The organism is Robinsoniella peoriensis, assembly GCF_000797495.1.
GTDB lineage: Bacteria > Bacillota > Clostridia > Lachnospirales > Lachnospiraceae > Robinsoniella > Robinsoniella peoriensis.
The window spans coordinates 128648-148767 of record NZ_JTGN01000014.1; the positions used below are offsets into that span (position 1 = coordinate 128648).

Genomic DNA, 20120 nt, shown 5'->3' on the forward strand with positions numbered 1-20120 from the left:
CCTCTGCTTTTCTATCAACTCTTCTTTACAAACTGATCCCCGCATTTAGGGCAGGTAATTGAAATTTTTCCTTTTCCCCGGGGGATACGAATTTTCTGTCTGCACTTTGGACATTTGTAAATATGGAAATCTTTACTCTGTTCCAGACGCTTTTTCTGTCCGTGAAATAATCCTGTCACCCTGTCTTTTAACTCCATAAACTTCTGATTTTCCGCATAGCGTCTCTGAACATTCTTCGAAAACATACGCACATAAATCAAAACCAGTAAAATCAACGGAACCCAGGAAAACAATCCGCTTCTTATAAAAATTGATAAAACCACCAGGACAAAAGCAACAATTATCATAAATCTCGATAATTCATCAGCTCCATACCGCCCCATCATAAACCTCTGAAACTTTTCCTTCACTTCCAAATCCTCCTAAATATTATTTCCATCATTAATAGTATTATAGGTTGTATGAAAATTTAAATCAATAAAGGATTCATAAAATTTTTGTAAACAGTTTTCTTTGTCGATTTATGTAAGAATTTAGCAAAATATTTTTCTTGTCACAATTTGCAGAATATGGTAGAATTTTTACGTATTGGTAAAAATCTAGTACGTTTCACAACTCGCGCTCCGCAGACTTCCCCAAGAACTGCGGGGTACTCCCAAAAAATTGATTGTTATTTACATCTCCGGCACAGTGCCGGGGATTTTATATTTATTTTACTCATACAGGAACAAAATAAAGACCGCTATTCCTGTTTATTAATCTGTTTGATAATCTGATTGACATATGTGCTCAAACCTGCAACCAATATACCCTGTACAATTGCGGTGAATAAGCCCAAAGCTATATCCTGTCCTGTTATAAAGGTGGATGTAGCAACCACCCAGATGCCGCAAATAACGATTCCAATGAAACCAACCACCAGTGGTATGAATTTATCCGGAAGCAAAGTACTCTGCTTCAGCCATATACCAATAAAATACAATATTATTGCAACTACAATCAGACCCGGCTTTATATAATCCATAATATCCATACTGCTCTCCCTCTCTCTATGATGATTTATTTATATGCTTCTACTGTTCCTCATGTGCCGCATTCACTTTTCCATATTTACGCTGCTGATGAAAATATACCATATATAATTTAAAACCGTCTCATTGCATGGTGTTGCAAAATAGATTATACTTGTAGCAGGAGGTGGTAGATATGCCAAACGAAGACAAAAAAGATTTTAATGCAATGTTAAATGATGCGAAGGATATGCCCAAATTTCAGACAATCACTGACCAGAAGAGTATAGAAAAATATGGCGGTAACAGAATGTATTTCGCTCCGCCTGTCGCATACGACAATGTGATGAAAGCTGTCCCCTACGGGAAAGTTCTAACGATTGGTGAAATACGGGCATACTTTGCAAAAGCAAATGGAGCCGATTTCACCGAGCCAATCACCGCAGGAATCTTTGTGTCCATTGCAGCATGGGCCAGTTACCAGAGAAAAGATGATAAAACCCCATATTGGAGGACTCTAAAAGCAAACGGGGAATTAAATGCAAAATACCCGGGCGGGGTGGAAGCACAAAAAGAAAAACTGGAAGAAGAGGGCCATACCATTATTGAAAAAGGAAGAACCAACATAAAATATTATGTTAAGAACTATGAAAACTCACTTTTTCATTTAACTGATATTCTGACTGTTTGATCCGATATTATGATTACTGCGTATTAAATACATATCTCCGTCATACTATATAATAAGAAATTCTAAATTGGTTGCATCATGATAACAGAAAAGTATATTGTAACATTTTATGGCCTTAACACTAAATATTATACAAATGAATTTGTTGCTCATTTATGGGAAGAAAGTGCAAATAAAGAATATTTCAGCTCCGGCGTATTTGTAACCAGTCTCATAAACGTGAATAGCCTGGTGTGTGGAACAGTAAGAGGGTGTAATCTAGGCGAAACGGCATATATTGTATCTACAACAAGAAATCCTTCAGAAGTTAAAGATAGTGACATTTTTAGAGAATCATTCATAAATGTTGCAAAAGAAGTTAGAAAAAACTTTGGCAATCCTTTTATGACAATTACTGTGCAAAATGTAGATATTCACTATTTTATTGAAATCAAATAAAATGCATGTAACTAAATCTCTTGTTTGCCTGCAGTATTAGCCCCTGGACGCAATCCCCAGGGGTATTTTATTATAGAAAATTTCATTACATCAAACGTACTCTTTAATACATCATAGAACTTTACAGATAAAAAATAAGTTATAATATTCTGCAATAGAAATGCTGGTAAAGTGTATTATTCTTGTAATTTGTTATTGGTATAACTATCAATACACTATGGCAATGAATATTAAAAATAGTGCTAAGGAGAATGAGAGATATGATAAATCCATGGAAATTGAAAAAGCAGCTCATTAATTCAGAGATATGCAGAAACTGTTTCAATAATAAATATAGAACTAATTTACAAAAAGAATACTTCTTATATACCTATTATGCATCAGAATGCAGCGTATGTAATGAGTTTAAACATACCGTGAAAGGCTTTACAGCAAAAGGAAAAATAAAAATATTGGGTTGTAAGAAAGTATCCGTTTAGAGAATTGTCTGAAGCATCTATAATAATTGTAAATGAGATTATATCCTCCCAACAGGGATCCTTTCATTATAACATCGTAGCCCTTTATTGATATATAACAGAGTTTGTATTTTAAATAATATCCATAGCAAACATTTTATTAATCAAATTGTCTTTCAGTTTTTTTGCTTCCTTCAAATGATAAGCAATATTCTTATATTTAGCTGATAATAAACTATTCGATATGTTATCTATACAATCAGTAAGTTTTAATATTTCCTTATAAATATCATTATCGAAACTTACAATTTCAAGTAAATTATCCTTAATGCACATAATATGACAGATAGCCTGTTTGGTAATCGTCATATTATCACATGCATTTCTCACATGGCTCAAATATAAAATCATACAGACCTGTTTAGACCGTTCATAGAAATACGATATCAGGCTAGGTAATACTTGATATGGATTTGCATTTTCTTTTAGAGTCGGTTCATCTTTCATGTCATGCACCTTTCTTTATTAATTCTTCTGCTTTATTATACTAAAAATATTTGTTTTAATCAAGGTTAGTCTTCTATTCATGACACATAATCGACTTTTCGGTACTTTTTAATAAAACATATTTAAATTTGTGATATAATATTCAGTTTAATTTTCAGTCCTGTTTTTTTGTTCTAAACTCAGGTAAATGCAGGGATATAATCCCAAGAGCTCATTAATTCCAATATTTATTCTTAAAACAACAAAAAATCCTTGAAATTCAAGGGTTTTTCAAAGCTCCTGGCCGGATTTGAACCGGCGACCTACGCATTACGAATCACAAAAATTACTTTTTACATTTTTCTGTATTTAGTAATATCCCTTATTATTACTGGATTATGGAGATAATATATCTTTTTATCTTTACTGTTTTCTGTAACTTTTTATAACTTTGTTACCCATTTGTTACCCATATGCAAGCTTGAATTTAAACGCACTGTATAAGGAAGGAATAATATTTTACATACCTAAGCCCAGACTCCATATCTGGGCTATACCCGTATATAAGTAATCTTTAGCCCTGGGATGATCCCCAGGGCTATTGTAGTATATTCCAACTTACCTAAAGCGTTCAGATGAATGTTATTTTTTCTTATATTCAAATCTGATGTCAATGCCGATTGGCTTCTTTGCTGTTCCACTCCCTTTTTTGTAAATAGTTGATGGAAGAAGACTATGTACCAGTTTTACTTTAAAAGAACGTACTTCATAAATAGGATAGGCTCTTGCTGTGGCAAGTTTATAGCCTTTTGGAATATTTCCAGTAGCAGAACCAGAGATAGAAAAGGACTGAGTTGCACTGTAGCCTATTGCAGCACTTACTGTTCCCTTAGAAACACTTACATTAGCGTTCCATGTTCCTGACTTAGTTGCTGTTGCGCTAGCAGTAACAGATGATCCATTAACAGCTTTTACAACAACGAGCTTTTGAGATGTATCTGTCCATTCTGCATTTTTAATTTTAACATCATAAACAACCCATTTTTTCGGACGACTGCCTTTTTTGAACAAAGAGTTTATTTCATTTTCTTCCGAAACATCATCTAACGGAATGGTGTTATATATTTTTTTGGTCTCAATAATAGTATCTGGTTGTTCGTCAATATTATCGGATGCTAAAGCAACATTTTTTGAATTAATTATCATAAATATACAAAATACCAACATAATAATTTTTTTTAAAGTTCTCATGAAATATCCCCCTTTTCCAGAAATCCTCTTAACATGTAAAATGCTGATGGAAGAGCCAAAATCAATCCAATAATTCTACAATTTTCTGCATAATTTAACATTGCTAACATATAATTATTGGTATCCATTGTTCCCCCATTCCTTTGCATCAACAAATATACAAGATTTTCCGCTATAGTGTACGAAAACAAAATAATTACAATACCGATTATCATCAATCCAATTGCAATATACTTTCTTTTAATATCTCATCACCTCCCTTATCTTTGAAGAATTATTACAATATTGCAAAGTCTGAACTGCTTTGGGTTAGCTATGGCTAATTTATTATTTTATTATAGCATGTATATTTTGCTATGACAATACTTTTCTTGCTTGAGCGTCTGCTGTATCATACATCCTTGAAATTTGCCAGGGTGTATTTTTTATACCCAAAAATAAGGAGATGATACAATGGGAAGCATCGAAAAAAGAGGGAACTCATACCGAGTAACTGTAAGTAATGGCCGGGATGTTAATGGCAAACAAATCTTAGAAAAAGATACATTCACTCCTGCTCCCGGGATGACAAAGAGGCAAATAGAAACTACTTTAAACGAATTTGTTGTGGATTTTGAACGTGCTGTTAAAGATGGAAGAAATATCAGAGGAGAACGGATGACTCTCGAAGAATTGTCCAAACTGTTCTTGAAAGATATGGCTCCTTGTATCGTTCCACCATTGGTTATGGCAGCCGCAAAACAACTTAAATCACAACAGAAGCAAACTGCTTTGGAAATAGGTAGTCAGTGGATTGGATTACGTGGGAAAGATTTCGATAATAATTTTGTATTCACTCAATGGATTGCTGTATAATTGCATATTTTATTTTAAAACAACAAAAAACCCTTGAAATTCAAGGGTTTCTCAAAGCTCCTGGCCGGATTTGAACCGGCGACCTACGCATTACGAATGCGGCGCTCTACCAGCTGAGCCACAGAAGCATGTGGTTGAAATTTCAACCACCGACCTAAATTATTATATACAAATTCTTGGAATTTTGCAAGCTTTTTTTACTATTTCTTCAAAAATTCTTCTATCTCTTTTTCTATTTCACTGGAATTATAATCCAACAGCCGGTACTCTCTGTTTTCTATTGAATTCCCTTCTTCGGAACCACCGGATACCTTCTGGGACAGTATCCACTTCTCCAGAATATTGGACTTATTTATCCAATAAACATCTTTTTGGGGCTCTATTTCCACATCTCCAAAATTTAATGTTACTGCATTATCTTTGTACAAAACTGTATATACCATATAATCCCCATCCATTTTCACTGATATATTTTTTATGTCTCTCCCTTGCAAATCAAGCAAACCATTTTTGAGATACAATTCCATCCCATCTTTTAATAGTTCATTATCTTCCGGCAAGTCAGAAAATTCCACCCAGCCCTGCCCCTGAATATAAATCTTCATTTCTTCTTTCTCATCGTTATATATATCAGATACAATCTGTGGATGGTCTTTTGTATATACTTCATTGTCCCAGAGGCTGGAAACGCTCTTAGTTCCATCTGATGTGCTGCTGCTCCAAACTGTGCCTTCCAAAGTCTCAATTTTTCCATTATCATATTGGATATTTTCAGATCCCTTAATCTTAAACTTATTCAAATTATTATAACTTTCTATTCCCCGGTTAATTTGATCAACCTCAGTCTGATAAGTATGGTCCTCCAGTTCTACTGACAGGAGAGGATACAAAAAAAGTGCTAAAAAGAGAACCACTAAAACACCTGTACAAATACTGAAAATCACCTTGGTTACAAGGATCTGTTTGTCGGTTACACCTATCCTGATCCTCTTTAAATACTGGTGATAAATGATTGCCATATCAGCATATACAAACAACGCTGCTGCCGTACCTGCAGTTATACCGGCTAAAAAGCTTAGCCTGGTTCCATTTGGTCCTTCAAATATTTTCAAAGTATATAACAGCAGCCAAAAAACCATTATGCCTATAAAATAGCAGAATACTAATCCGATCAGATTTCTTGTTCCTACATCTGATTTATCGGGAAATCCGCTATAACAGTTATAAGCCGCATCACAAATACAGACTATTATAGAAGGAAGGAGTATTATTACTAACCATTTTGTTGATTTACTTGGTGTCTCACGAAATATATATGTAAGTATCTCAAACACAACATAAGAACTAAAAAGCATTATATACTCATAGCGTCTTCTATATCTCCAAGCCTTTAAATTAGCATCCGCGACTGAATCCGGTATGTGAAGTTTTTCTATCCTGTCTGGATGAACCAATGCATTCCATAGATTATCTTTCATCTCATCTCTCCCTATCCCAGCTTAACAGCGAGGTAAACTGAACTGGTATCTTTTACCATGAGTATAACGCATTTTGGCTCTGACCGCAATGATATCGTTACAAACACCAAATAAAAATGCAGCTTACCGTGGGTACAGTAATCTGCATTTAAATAGTTTATTACGTAGAGGCTATTGTATATTTATGGGTCAGATTTAATATAAAAACCGTTCTTATTCTGTTTCTTATTCTGTTTCTGACTCTGATTCTGACTCTGTCTCAGCAGTGGTCCCTTTTATCGATGATTTTCCCGAACCTTTACTAACCGATTCTTTTGTAGTCTTTTCACTGGAATCTTCCGTTGTATCTCCGGATGATGTTTCTGATGAATTTTCAGATGATTTCTCTGTAGTTTTCTCTGTAGATTCTTCTTTTGGGCCTACTCCGGTGAGTTTCTGAATCTTTTCACTCAGATCTTTGACTCTGGCTGAAGGATTATAATCCTTTGTACCAAACAGAAATTCGTGAAGTTTTACTACATTACTTTCCAGTGTCTGAGGAATTTCATCATCTCCTGATCCACCCTTACCGCCTGTCTTATGATCGTATGGGAATCCAATTGTTTCTGATATATTATAGGACAGCATTCCCATTCCCATAGATATCATCTCAGACTGGGACATGCTGGTGCGAATCATTGGAAATACTCCATCCATGATTTTATTCAATGTCCCTACATCAGCCTTTTTCACCTTTTCAACGATTTTCTCAATTACTTCCCGCTGCCGTTCTGTTCTCTTGAAATCATTTCCTGCGGTATAACGGATTCTGGAATAGGAAGTTGCCTGAACACCATTCATATTATAAGTACCTGCACCCGGAAGTTTTTCGTAGCTCTTGCCTGTTACTTCTGAAGTTTCCACACAATAATTATTCAGATGCACGCTCTCCGCTTCATCTACTGTCAGCTCTATACCGCCCAATAAATCCACGATCTCTGCCAATGCATTAAAATCAACGGATATATAATCCTGAATTTTCAAATCAAAGTTTTCATTTAAGGTAGATACAGCCCTTTCCGCTCCGCCATTTGCATAAGCAGCATTTGCTTTTCTGTATAAATCTCCACCAATGTATAAGTACGTATCACGGTAAATAGATACCAGTTTTACTTCTTTTGTGTCGTTATTAATACTGGCAATTATAATTGCATCACTGTTTGCCCTGGAGAGATCTTCATCTCTGGTATCCAGCCCAAAGAGTGCTATATTCGTATATCCTTTTATAACTTTATTCGTTTCCAGTTCTTCATTTACAACTACTTCATCCATATTCATCTCGCTGGACTGTATTTTCCCCAACTTACTTTGTACATAAGAATATGCAATTGCCACTGCCGCTGCAATCAAAAGTAGAATTACTCCTACGATAATCAGAATCTTTCTTTTCTTGCGTTTCTTATAACCTGGATCTTCTTTATCCACTTTTTCTTTGTCCATTGGATTAATGCTCCTTTATAATCCCGTATTTTATTTTCTGTCACAGTTGAATCATATCCACTACATTTGGAAAGAATGTCTGCACATTGTCATGATACACCATATCTGCTACATTGTCAGCATAATGTTCCTGGGAATTTATTAAAATTAACCTTTGACCCTGAAAATATTGTATGCACTCTCTGCATAATTCTGTTTTCAGATGTAATCCAAGTACCAGCAGTACATCTGCTTTTGCCACTTCTTCAGCTGCCTTACTCATTACATGGTTATCCACCATTTCTCCTACCAGACGGACCCCCGGATGAAGCGGAATATTACATTCATCGCAAAAAGGAACACCCTCTGCTTTTTTAATATAATCCAGTGTAAATTGCTTTAAACATCGCGGGCAATGATTATTTTCATAGATGTTTCCATGAAGGTTAATGACTTTTTTGCATCCTGCCCGCTGTGGAAGGTTATATATTTCTCTTGTGATAATATATTTTAATCGTCCCATAGCCTCCAGTTTTGCCAGTGCATAGTATGCAGGTCCTGGTTCTTCTTCATTTGTGGCCAGAATGTCATCTTTATAGTAATTATAAAATTTTTCCGGATTGGTTGCAAAGCAACGGGCAGAAAATAATTCTTCCGGAGAGTACCCATACTTTCTTTCAATTCGATAGGCCTCATCTTTGTCGTGATAATGAGAAATCCCTACCTCTCGCATCATATTCAAGCCGCCAAGGGCCACCAGATATTCAGATTGCTGTATTGCTTTGATTAAATAGTCTATCTTCATAAACTCATCCCTTTCCTAAAAGCAATCTGCACATTGCAAGATATTTTATTTTATAAAACGGTCTATAGCTTTATTCAATTCTTCAATCGCCTGTGTATCGCCCGACTCAACTGCATCAATCAGGCAATGCTGAATGTGGTCGTGCAGAATGACCTTTCCTGTATTGTTAATTGCTGCTTTTACCGCTGATAACTGGATGAGGACTTCACTGCAGTCCCTTCCGCTTTCTACCATCCTCTTAATGGATTCCAGATGCCCGATTGCCCGTGATAAACGGTTAATAACCGCTTTTGTACTCTCATGGGAATGTACATGGCCATGAGAATGGGGAACGGATTCATTTTCATGAACATGCATATGCATATGTTCATACACAGTCCCATCCTCCCTTACATGTGTATGGGCTCCGGACAGATGTTCCTGTGCTTCGCTATTCCTTTCTTCATCCGTTTCTCTTGATACTGCCATTACAGTTACCTCCTGTTTATCTCGTTTTGTACCTCTGCATTTTTTATTGTAACGTCTAATTGGTTATAGGGAATGTTAATATCTTCCTGGTCAAACGCATATTTTACACGCTCCATGATTCTCCATCTTGCCGGCCAGTAATCCTCCGGTTTAACCCAGGAGCGAAAACCTAATTCCACGCTGCTGGCAGCCAGATTATCCACAAAGATCTCTATCGGTTCTTCCTTTAATATTGCAATATCGTTATTCAGGATTTCCTCCAGTATCTCTTTCGCCTTTCTGATATCAGCTTTATAAGATATGCCGATCACCAGTCTCAGCTGCCTTTTGCTTTGCCTTGATAAATTCGTCAGGCTTGTATTGGATAATGAACCATTCGGTATGCTGATTGTCCGGTTGTCCGGTGTCAGTAAGGTGGTATAGAATAAATCTATCTTACTGACCGTACCTTCATTGTCATTCACATCTTCTTTGATATAATCACCTATACTGAACGGCTTCATCAGCAGGAGAATAAATCCTCCTGCCAGATTACCCAGCGATTCCTTAAGTGCCAGGACAATACCCACACCCATAGAACCTAATAATGCCGCTATGGAAGCCTCTTTTACTCCCAGATAAGTTGCAATTCCCGATACTAACAATATATAGAGAATTGCCTTTACCAGTGAATTAAGGAAATGTACGGAACCTTCCTCCAAACCTGCACGCAGGAATGGTTTTTTCAGAAGCTTTAACATCCACTTTATCATCTTACTTCCAATAAAAAATACAAGCAGGGCAATTAAGATTTTTATTCCAAAGTCGGCGATACCCGGAAGTTTCTGCTCAAAATATTTTACAACAGCATTCGCCTTCTCTACCTGATCCGCAATTGTGTCTTCCATTTTAATTACCCTTTCATCTCTTTTAATTCTGATCTATTATTTCTGATCTTTATCTGCACCCTGTTTCTTTTTTGCTCTGGCAGTGCCAGCCGTTTTCTTTACAGCAGTTTTCTTTACAGCCGTTTTCTTTACAACAGTTTTCTTTGCTGCTTTTGATAACTTTTTTGTCTCCACCGGCTCTAATTTTTCTATTTTCACTTCAACCGGCTTCAATATCTCAGACTTAACAGACACTGCCGGTTCCACGGCCTGTACTGCGCTCTGACTTTCTGCTTCTTCGATTTTCTTCTGAAGTTCTTCCTTTAAATTACTTTTCTTTGCCTTGGTTTTTACAGGCTTTTGTTCAGCCTTTTTCTCCACCGCTCTGGTGTAAGAGAAAATTGAAACCCCCATTGGAGGAACTTTTATGGAAATGGAATTTGGACGGTCATCGCATTCCTCTTTTTTAGAAGGCTTCACACGTGGATTCACCATTCCGGTACCGCCGAATTCTTTTCTGTCACTGTTAAATATCTCTTTGTACTTACCAGGGTAAGGAACCCCGATTTTATGATTTTCATAAACAAGCGGTGAAAAATTACAAACGATTAACAGCATTTCATCCTTCTTGCGTGTATTTCTGGTAAATACCAGCATGTTTTCATTTGCAGATATATTATTAATCCATTCAAACCCTTTCGGATCATAATCCAGCTGATAAAGTGCCGGGTTCTTCGCATAAAATGCATTTAATGCTTTTACATAATCCTGCATCTGTTTATGCTGTTTGACATCCAGCATGTCCCACTCCAGCTCTTTTTCCTCCGACCATTCAGAATACTGTGCAAATTCCTGGCCCATAAATAAAAGTTTTTTACCGGGATGTGCCATCATATATCCGTAAGCGGCCCTCAGATTGGCGAACTGGCTTTCTGGTTCCCCCGGCATTTTGCCGATCATAGAAGCTTTGCCATGGACCACTTCATCATGGGAAAGTGTTAAAACAAAGTCTTCGCTGTAAGCATATACCATACTGAAAGTCAATTCCCCATGATGTCCGCCCCGAAACAGCGGATCAAGGGACATGTAGTGGATAAAATCATTCATCCAGCCCATATTCCATTTATAATCAAATCCCAGTCCGTCATCTTCCAGCGGAGAAGTAATCTTCGGCCATGCCGTTGATTCTTCCGCGATGAGAATCGCTCCGCCTTCTTTTTTCTTAAAAGCCCCATTGAGCTGTTTGAAAAATTCTACAGCTTCCAGATTCTCATTGCCGCCATACATATTGGCAACCCATTCGCCATCGTTTTTGCCATAATCCAGATAGAGCATGGAGGCTACCGCATCCATGCGGATTCCGTCAACGTGATATTTTTCTGCCCAGAACATCGCATTTGCAATCAGGAAATTCCTTACTTCCGGGCGCCCGTAGTTGTAAATCAGCGTGCCCCAGTGAGGATGTGATCCCTGTCTTGGATCCAGATGTTCATATAGGCACGTTCCATCGAAAGTACAAAGTCCAAAAGTATCTCTTGGAAAATGTGCCGGAACCCAGTCCAGAATTACACCAATTCCCTGTTGATGCATATAATCCATGAAGAACATAAAATCTTCGGGTGTTCCATAACGGCTGGTTGGTGCATAATAGCCGGTTACCTGATAGCCCCAGGAACCATCAAAAGGATGTTCCATAATCGGCATCAGTTCAATATGGGTATATCCCATTTCTTTGATATATTCTGCGATCTGAGGTGCCAGTTCCCTGTAGTTAAAGAAATCCCTTCCTTCTTCCTCAGGGCGTCTCCAGGAACCCAAATGCATTTCATAAACAGCCATGGGTTCTTTTTTGGTATCTGTTTTCTTTCTTTTCGCAAGCCAGGCATCGTCTGTCCATTTAAAACCACGAAGATCAGCCACTACAGATGCATTGTTTGGCCTTAGCTCCGCAGCATTGGCATAAGGATCGGCTTTCAAATAAGTAAGCCCGCCTTTTGCTTTTACTTCGTATTTATAGATGTCCCCTGCTTTTACACCTGGGATAAAAAGTTCGAAAATTCCGCTGTCCCACAATCTTCTCATAGGAAAACGCCTGCCATCCCATGAGTTGAAATCGCCTACGACACTGACTCTGGCTGCATTAGGTGCCCATACTGCAAAGTACACGCCTTCAGTCCCTCCAAGTGTCATGGGATGGGCTCCCAGCTTTTCATAAATATCATAGCAGATTCCTGCATTGAACTTTTTCGTTTCCTTTTCCGTAATCTGCGGTGCAAACGCATACGGATCTTTTATCTCTGCCGTTTCTCCGGTATCATAGGTAATTTTAAACGTATAATCAGGAATGCTCTTTCTTGGTATCAAGACTGCAAAGTACCCCGCCTCATCTTCCAGTTCCATCCCGTACTCTTTTTTCACCCCATCTATGCTCACGGCAACCTGAACTGCCTGTGGAATAAATGCCTGTATTAATACGCCTTCTTCTGTAAGATGTGCTCCCAATAATGAATGGGGATTGTCCTCTTCTGAATAAACAATTGCCTCAATTGCTGCCCAATCCATTAATTCGTATAATTTTTCATTCATAGCATACCCTCCTTGTCCCATTTCTATATGGCTATTTTACCACATTTATCTTATGAATGGAACTAAAACTGTACCCGCGGTTTTACGTAAGGCTGTGGATAAACAATCCGCTTCTGAGTTTGGGTTCAAACCAGGTAGATTTTGGAGGCATCAGGAGCCCGGCATCTGCCACTGCAAACAGTTCCCCAATGGATGTAGGATACATGGAAAATGCCACACCGCCACACTCTTTCACTCTCATTTCCAGCTCTGCAAGCCCGCGGATTCCGCCAACAAAATCAATTCTTTTATCCGTTTTGGGATCTCCGATTCCAAGCACCGGATGTAATAGCTCATCCTGCAGAACAGATACATCCAGGCCTTTTACCGGATCTTCCGTGCGGTATTCCGGTTTCACCTGCAGGCGGTACCATCCATCTGTTAAATACATACCTAAAATGCCCTTTGCTTCCGGCTTTACCGGTACTTCAGATTTTTGGATGTCAAATTTCTCTGCCGCCTTTTTCCTGAACTCTTCTACGGTCATTCCATTTAAATCCATTACAACCCGGTTGTAATCCAGAATCATAAGTTCTTCTTCTGAAAATAAAACCGATAGGAAATAATTGAATTCTTCTGAACCGTCATAGTCCGGATAAGCTTCTCTGCGCTTTAAACCAACTTTTACAGCTGATGCTGCACGGTGATGCCCGTCCGCTATGTATATATGCCCAACCTTTCCAAATGCTTCCTCAATCTCCCGGATCAGTTTTGCATCCCCTATTTTCCATCCTCTGTGGATAATCCCATCCGGTGATTCAAAATCGAAAACAGGTTCTTCTGTTTTCCCCTGTAAGACCAGCTTTTTCAACACCTCATTTTTACGGTAAGCCAGGAAGATCGGCCCCGTCTGGGCATCACAGCTGTCTACATGGCGGATACGGTCCTGTTCTTTATCTGCTCTGGTATTCTCATGCTTTTTAATCACCCCGCTCATATAATCATCGATGGAAGCGCAGGCAACAATACCTGTCTGTGACCTGCCATCCATGACCAGCTCATAGAGATAATAACAGCATGACTCATCCTGAACAAATTCCCCGTCCTCTTTCATCTGCCACAAAATATCATGGGCTTTCTGATATACACACGGATCATAGGTATCCACCTCATCCGGAAACTGTGTTTCTGCACGGTCAATTTTCAGAAAACTATAGGGCTCCTTTTCAACTTCCTCTTTTGCTTCCTTCCTGTTATAAACATCATACGGAAGTGCCGCAATTTTCGATGCCAGGTCTTCTCTTGGCCGGATTGCCCGAAATGCCTTTACTTCTGCCATAAATTTTTCCTGCCTTTCATTATTTTCTGTAATTCTTTCTGTAATTTATCCCACAATATCCCATATTCCCTGCGGTTTTTTCTCACCGCTCTGGCAACTGTTTTCGCTGCCCTCACAGGCTTTAAAACCTTTTTCACCTGATACAACATAAAATACCTCCTGTCTCAGATTTATCACTATTTTACTGATACAAAAATTGCCGCAAAACCTCACATTTTGCGACAATTATGTTAATCATTATTTAATCACTCGAACCTTCAGCACGCCTTCGATATTCTTCAGAGTATCCCTTACGGCCTCCGGAAGATGGGTATCTAAATCAAATAACGAATATGCATAATCACCCTTACTTGTATTCGTCATATTGGCAATGTTCAGATCTGCGGAACCAAGAACGGATGCAAACTGTCCGATCATATTCTTGGTATTTCTGTGATTAATTGCAATACGGCATACATGGGAACATTCACCCATATTACAGTTTGGATAATTTACGGCGTTTTTGATGTTACCGTTTTCCAGATAATCCTTTAACTGTTTGACTGCCATGATTGCACAATTTTCTTCTGATTCTTCAGTGGATGCACCAAGGTGAGGAATTACCAGGCATCCCTTTTCTCCTGCTGTAGTCGGATTTGGGAAATCCGTTACATATTTCTTTACCTTACCTGTACGCAGAGAAGTTACCATAGCATCTTCATCTACCAGCAGATCTCTGGCAAAGTTCAAAATTACAACGCCATCTTTCATTAATGCAATTGCATCCTGATTGATCATCTTCTTTGTGGCATCCATCAGCGGAACATGAATGGTAATATAATCACATTCTTTGTAAATATCATCCACCTGCTGGATATGCTTAATGCTTCTGGAGAGGTTCCATGCTGCATCTACCGAAATGTACGGATCATATCCGTAAACTTCCATTCCAAGATGTGTTGCTGCATTTGCAACAGCTACACCAATTGCTCCAAGACCGATAATACCCAGTTTTTTTCCCTGTATTTCCGATCCGGCAAAGTTTTTCTTTTCCTTTTCCGTCGCTTTTGCAATTAACTCGTTCTGTCTTTCAGACTGAACCCAGTTTACACCGCCTACAATGTCACGAGCAGCTAATAACATACCGGCAATTACCAGTTCCTTAACACCATTTGCATTTGCTCCCGGTGTATTAAATACTACAATACCCTGATCTGCGCATTTGTCAAGGGGGATATTATTTACTCCGGCTCCGGCTCTTGCAATCGCTTCAATGGTTTCCGGAAATTCCATATCATGCATTGCCGCACTTCTTACCAATATAGCATCTGCATCCTGATAATTATCCACTTTTTCATAGTTCTCTGTAAACAGGCAGGTCCCCGCTTCAGCGATGGGATTTAAACAATTATATTTCAACATATTACAGGTTCTCCTCTTCGAATTTCTTCATAAATTCCACTAATTTTTCAACACCTTCTATTGGCATTGCATTATAGATGCTGGCTCTCATACCACCCACGGATCTGTGACCTTTCAGGTTCTCAAATCCTGCTGCTTTTGCTGCTTTTACAAACTTCGCATCTAACTCGTCATTTCCGGTAACAAATGGAACGTTCATAAGAGAACGGTCCTCTTTCACTACCGTTCCTTTGAATAATCTGCTGTTATCCAGGAAATCATAGAGGATTGCTGCTTTCTTTTCATTATGTAATTTCATTGCATCCAAACCGCCCATTTTCTTCAGCCATTTGAAGACTTTGCCGCACATATAAATGCAGTAGCTGTTTGGTGTATTGTACAGAGATTTTGCATCTGCATGTGTCTTATACTGCAGCATGGTTGGTGTTCCAGGAAGAGTATCTTCCGTAATCAGATCTTCCCGGATGATAACGATTACCATACCTGCAGGACCGATATTTTTCTGAACGCCGCCATAAATAATTCCATATTTTGTCACATCTACCGGTTCTGATAAGAAACAGGAAGAAACATCTGCTACCAGAGTCTTACCCTTTGTATTTGGCAAGGTCTTAAACTTCGTCCCGTAAATTGTGTTATTTTCACAGATATATACATAATCTGCGTCTTCACTGATTGGTAAATCAGAGCAGTCAGGAATATAGGAAAATGTTTTATCCTCAGAAGTAGCAATTTTATTCGCTTTGCCGTACTTCTGTGCTTCCTGGTAAGCTTTCTTTGCCCACTGGCCGGTAACAATGTAATCTGCAACTTTATTCTTCATAAGATTCATTGGTATCATGGCAAACTGCTGTGACGCACCGCCCTGCAAAAACAGTACCTTATAATTGTCCGGTATCTTCATCAGATCACGTAAATCCTGTTCTGCTTCGCAGATAATTTCATCAAAAACCTGAGATCGGTGACTCATTTCCATTACGGACATTCCGGACCCCTTATAGTCCAGCATCTCTGCTGCTGCTTCCTTAAGTACTTCTTCCGGTAATACTGCCGGACCCGCTGAAAAATTGTACACTCTGCTCACTTTTGTTTCCTCCTCATAATTAAACACTTTTTTACTTTACCATCCTAAATCGGACTCATAAGCACTATTTTATCGCTATGCTAAAAAATAGTCAATAGGTTATTTTAAATCATCCTGGTCAAATGCCTCTTCTATCGCAGCACCTGCCGGTACCATCGGGAATACTTTATCATCACAATCGATCTGACAATCGATTACAACCGGTTTTCCAAGGCCAATTGCCTTTTCAAGAGCGGGGGCTACTTCCTCTTTTTTCGTAACACGAATTCCAACGGCTCCCATGGCTTCTGCCAGCTTTACAAAATCAACGGCGTCATTTAATATGGTATGTGAATAACGCTTCTCATAGAACAATGTCTGCCACTGGCGTACCATTCCAAGAACATGATTGTTGATAACAACCTGAACGACCGGAATATTATATCTTGCTGCGGTAGCAATTTCATTCATATTCATACGGAAACAGCCATCTCCTGCAATATTTATAACCGTTTTATCCGGGCATCCCAGTTTTGCTCCAAGACTGGCACCCAGACCATATCCCATGGTTCCAAGCCCGCCTGAAGTAATAAACGTGCGGGGCGCTTTGTATTTGTAATACTGTGCCGCCCACATCTGATGCTGTCCTACTTCTGTGGTAATCACCGCATCCCCTTTGGTTACACGGTAGATTTCTTCTACAATATAAGGGCCGGTTAAGCCTTCTTCATTATATTTTAATGGAAATCTCTGCTTCAGATCTGCAATCTGAGCCAGCCATTCGTCATGACGATGTTCTTCAATTCTGGCATTCAACCTCTTTAGTACTTCTTTTACATCGCCGATAATGCTTTCATTTACTATGATATTTTTATTTATTTCAGCCGGGTCTACATCGATTTGTACAATCTTTGCATTTCTTGCAAATCGTTCAGCCTTCCCCACAACACGGTCGCTGAATCTTGCACCGATGGTAATGAGAAGGTCGCACTGGGTAACCCCAAAGTTGGATGTCTTTGTCCCGTGCATTCCCAGCATACCGCAGTACAGTTCGCTGGTTCCGTCAAATGCACCTTTTCCCATCAGGGTATCTGCAACCGGTGCATGCACTTTCTCCACAAATTCATTTAATTCTTCCGATGCTTCTGCAATTACTGCTCCTCCGCCTACGAATACAAATGGTTTTTTGCATTTATTAATTAAGGCGATTACTGCCTCCAGATCGTCTTCTTTGATATAGTCTGTTTTACGTTCAATGGGTTCCGGTCTTACCATTTCAAACTCTGTTTCATTTGCCGTAACATCTTTGGTAATATCAATCAGAACCGGTCCCGGCCTTCCTTCTTTTGCAATGATAAATGCACGGCGGATGGTCTCAGCCAGTTTTTCTACATCTTTTACAATAAAATTATGTTTGGTAATCGGCATTGTCACACCTGCAATGTCAATTTCCTGGAAGCTGTCCCTTCCAAGAAGGGGTACCGCAACATTTGCCGTAATTGCCACCAGGGGAACAGAATCCATATATGCTGTCGCAATGCCGGTTACCAGATTCGTAGCACCCGGTCCGGAAGTTGCCATACAGACACCGACTTTTCCGGTTGCACGGGCATATCCGTCTGCAGCGTGGGCTGCTCCCTGCTCGTGTGAGGTGAGGACATGACGGATTTCTCCGTCATGCTTATATAATGCATCATAAATATTGAGGATGGTACCGCCCGGATATCCGAATACGGTATCTACTCCCTGCTCTTTTAAACATTCTATTACGATTTCAGAACCTGTTAATCTCATCTGCTTACCTCTTTTCTATTTCTTTGGTATTTCCAGGATTGCGCCGCGGTTGCCGGAAGTAACCATTGCTGCATAGCGTGCCAGATAGCCTGTAGTAATCTTTGGTGTTCTCGGCTGCCATTTTGCCCTTCTTGCTTCCAGTTCTTCCTCAGAAATTACGAAGTCCAGTTTATTTTCCGGGATATTGATCCGGATCGTATCTCCTTCTTCCACCAGGGCAATCGGTCCACCTACTGCCGCTTCCGGTGATATATGTCCTATTGCCGCTCCTCTGGAGGCACCGCTGAAACGTCCGTCTGTTATCAGTGCTACGCTGGAACCCAGGCCCATTCCCATGATTGCAGAAGTCGGGTTTAACATTTCACGCATACCCGGTCCCCCTTTTGGTCCCTCATATCGGATGACTACCACATCTCCTGCATTAATTTTACCGTTCTTAATTGCGTCAATGGCATCTTCTTCACAGTCAAATACTCTAGCCGGTCCTTCATGTACCATCATTTCAGGAGCCACTGCAGAACGTTTTACAACACCGGAATCCGGTGCCAGGTTACCTTTTAATACTGCAATACCACCGGTTTCACTATAAGGATTTTCAATTGGACGGATTACTTCCGGATTGAGATTCTTACAATTTTCAATATTTTCTTTTACTGTCTTGCCGGTAACGGTAATGAGATCTGTATGGAGGAGGTTTTTCTTATCCAGTTCATTCATAACCGCATAAACCCCTCCGGCTTCATTCAATTCTTCAATATAGGTATGTCCGGCTGGTGCCAGATGGCACAGATTTGGTGTAATTACACTGATTTCATTTGCTATATCTAAATTTAATTCCACTCCCGCTTCATGGGCAATTGCCGGAAGATGCAGCATACTGTTGGTGGAACATCCCAGTGCCATATCTACCGTCAGCGCATTCATAAATGCATCTTTTGTCATGATATCCCGTGGGCGGATATTTTTCTCTAACATTTCCATTACTTTCATTCCGGCGTGTTTTGCAAGACGGATACGATCGGAATAGACTGCCGGTATCGTTCCATTTCCTCCAAGCCCCATGCCCAGTACTTCTGTCAGACAGTTCATACTGTTAGCTGTATACATTCCGGAGCAGGAACCGCAGGTTGGGCAGGCCTTGCATTCAAATTCGTCGATTTCTTCATCCGTCATGTTTCCGGCAGCGTAAGTACCTACTGCTTCAAACATGCTGGAGAGGCTTGTTTTCTGTCCGTGTACATGCCCAGCCAGCATTGGTCCGCCACTGACAAACACTGTGGGTATGTTGACGCGCGCAGCGGCCATTAAAAGCCCTGGTACATTCTTGTCACAGTTTGGTACGCATACCAGTGCGTCAAACTGATGGGCAATCGCCATAGCCTCTGTTGAATCTGCTATTAAATCTCTGGTTACCAGGGAATATTTCATTCCAATATGTCCCATTGCAATCCCGTCGCATACTGCGATTGCCGGGAATACTCTTGGCGTACCGCCTGCCATTGCAACACCCAGTTTTACCGCTTCAACAATTTTATCCAGATTCATATGTCCCGGAACAATTTCGTTAAAAGAACTGACAATACCAATCAGCGGTCTGTCCATCTCTTCTTTTGTCATGCCCAGGGCATTAAATAATGACCGGTGGGGTGCCTGCTGCATCCCTTTTTTTACTGCATCACTCTTCATGTCTGATC

General features: G+C 39.5%; 19 protein-coding genes and 1 tRNA gene. 3 read left to right on the top strand and 17 right to left on the bottom strand.

The window, feature by feature from the left end; all coding sequences use genetic code 11:
- Positions 1–14: 14 nt before the first annotated feature.
- Together QR40_RS23980 and QR40_RS23985 are read right to left on the bottom strand one after the other, a co-directional pair.
- Positions 15–410, bottom strand: coding sequence for a hypothetical protein (locus QR40_RS23980; protein WP_200889768.1), 396 nt, complete (start codon positions 408–410; stop codon positions 15–17).
- Between the two features lie 332 nt (positions 411–742).
- Complete coding sequence (locus tag QR40_RS23985) at positions 743–1033, bottom strand: phage holin family protein (protein WP_027294768.1); 291 nt, start codon at positions 1031–1033, stop codon at positions 743–745.
- 173 nt (positions 1034–1206) lie between these two features.
- On the opposite strand from QR40_RS23985, the gene QR40_RS23990 reads away from it, so the two are divergent.
- Together QR40_RS23990 and QR40_RS23995 are read left to right on the top strand one after the other, a co-directional pair.
- Positions 1207–1701 (top strand): MGMT family protein, encoded by a 495-nt coding sequence (locus QR40_RS23990; RefSeq protein WP_044297088.1) that lies wholly within the window; start codon positions 1207–1209, stop codon positions 1699–1701.
- 78 nt (positions 1702–1779) lie between these two features.
- Positions 1780–2139, top strand: a complete 360-nt coding sequence (locus QR40_RS23995) for a hypothetical protein (RefSeq protein ID WP_027294770.1) — start codon at positions 1780–1782, stop codon at positions 2137–2139.
- Between the two features lie 590 nt (positions 2140–2729).
- On the opposite strand, the gene QR40_RS24005 is transcribed toward QR40_RS23995, so the two are convergent.
- Together QR40_RS24005 and QR40_RS24010 are read right to left on the bottom strand one after the other, a co-directional pair.
- Positions 2730–3104 (bottom strand): hypothetical protein, encoded by a 375-nt coding sequence (locus QR40_RS24005; protein WP_044297089.1) that lies wholly within the window; start codon positions 3102–3104, stop codon positions 2730–2732.
- A 621-nt stretch (positions 3105–3725) separates the two neighbouring features.
- On the bottom strand, positions 3726–4334 hold the full coding sequence (locus tag QR40_RS24010; RefSeq protein ID WP_044297091.1) for a hypothetical protein: 609 nt from the start codon (positions 4332–4334) through the stop codon (positions 3726–3728).
- Positions 4335–4787: 453 nt separating this feature from the next.
- Here QR40_RS24010 and QR40_RS24015 point away from each other — a divergent pair, with 453 nt between their 5' ends.
- A complete protein-coding gene (locus QR40_RS24015; protein ID WP_044297092.1) occupies positions 4788–5189 on the top strand; it encodes a hypothetical protein in 402 nt (133 codons plus the stop codon).
- A gap of 55 nt (positions 5190–5244) precedes the next feature.
- On the opposite strand, the gene QR40_RS24020 is transcribed toward QR40_RS24015, so the two are convergent.
- From QR40_RS24020 to ilvD, 13 genes are all read right to left on the bottom strand, one after another.
- Positions 5245–5317 (bottom strand) — tRNA-Thr (locus tag QR40_RS24020).
- 72 nt (positions 5318–5389) lie between these two features.
- Positions 5390–6667, bottom strand: coding sequence for a hypothetical protein (locus QR40_RS24025; protein WP_044297093.1), 1278 nt, complete (start codon positions 6665–6667; stop codon positions 5390–5392).
- A gap of 225 nt (positions 6668–6892) precedes the next feature.
- Positions 6893–8146, bottom strand: a complete 1254-nt coding sequence (locus QR40_RS24030) for an LCP family protein (protein ID WP_044297094.1) — start codon at positions 8144–8146, stop codon at positions 6893–6895.
- 40 nt (positions 8147–8186) lie between these two features.
- Positions 8187–8930: an SIR2 family NAD-dependent protein deacylase gene (locus QR40_RS24035; RefSeq protein WP_044297095.1), complete on the bottom strand. Its 744-nt coding sequence runs from the start codon at positions 8928–8930 to the stop codon at positions 8187–8189.
- A gap of 45 nt (positions 8931–8975) precedes the next feature.
- Positions 8976–9293: a metal-sensing transcriptional repressor gene (locus tag QR40_RS24040; RefSeq protein ID WP_242849185.1), complete on the bottom strand. Its 318-nt coding sequence runs from the start codon at positions 9291–9293 to the stop codon at positions 8976–8978.
- Positions 9294–9403: 110 nt separating this feature from the next.
- Positions 9404–10285, bottom strand: a complete 882-nt coding sequence (locus QR40_RS24045; protein WP_242849116.1) for a mechanosensitive ion channel family protein — start codon at positions 10283–10285, stop codon at positions 9404–9406.
- 36 nt (positions 10286–10321) lie between these two features.
- On the bottom strand, positions 10322–12850 hold the full coding sequence (gene glgB, locus QR40_RS24050) for a 1,4-alpha-glucan branching protein GlgB (RefSeq protein ID WP_081999033.1): 2529 nt from the start codon (positions 12848–12850) through the stop codon (positions 10322–10324).
- An 82-nt stretch (positions 12851–12932) separates the two neighbouring features.
- On the bottom strand, positions 12933–14168 hold the full coding sequence (locus tag QR40_RS24055; RefSeq protein WP_027294776.1) for a DUF1015 domain-containing protein: 1236 nt from the start codon (positions 14166–14168) through the stop codon (positions 12933–12935).
- Complete coding sequence (locus tag QR40_RS31945) at positions 14156–14317, bottom strand: hypothetical protein (RefSeq protein ID WP_156042936.1); 162 nt, start codon at positions 14315–14317, stop codon at positions 14156–14158. Before QR40_RS31945 ends, QR40_RS24055 begins: the two co-directional genes overlap by 13 nt.
- An 88-nt stretch (positions 14318–14405) precedes the next feature.
- Positions 14406–15569: a phosphoglycerate dehydrogenase gene (locus QR40_RS24060; RefSeq protein WP_027294777.1), complete on the bottom strand. Its 1164-nt coding sequence runs from the start codon at positions 15567–15569 to the stop codon at positions 14406–14408.
- A gap of 1 nt (position 15570) precedes the next feature.
- Entirely contained in the window at positions 15571–16653 is a 1083-nt protein-coding gene (serC, locus tag QR40_RS24065) for a 3-phosphoserine/phosphohydroxythreonine transaminase (RefSeq protein ID WP_027294778.1), read from the bottom strand.
- A gap of 99 nt (positions 16654–16752) precedes the next feature.
- Positions 16753–18426, bottom strand: a complete 1674-nt coding sequence (gene ilvB, locus QR40_RS24070; RefSeq protein ID WP_044297096.1) for a biosynthetic-type acetolactate synthase large subunit — start codon at positions 18424–18426, stop codon at positions 16753–16755.
- Positions 18427–18441: 15 nt separating this feature from the next.
- Positions 18442–20112 (bottom strand): dihydroxy-acid dehydratase, encoded by a 1671-nt coding sequence (gene ilvD, locus QR40_RS24075; protein ID WP_044297098.1) that lies wholly within the window; start codon positions 20110–20112, stop codon positions 18442–18444.
- Between the last annotated feature and the right edge of the window lie 8 nt (positions 20113–20120).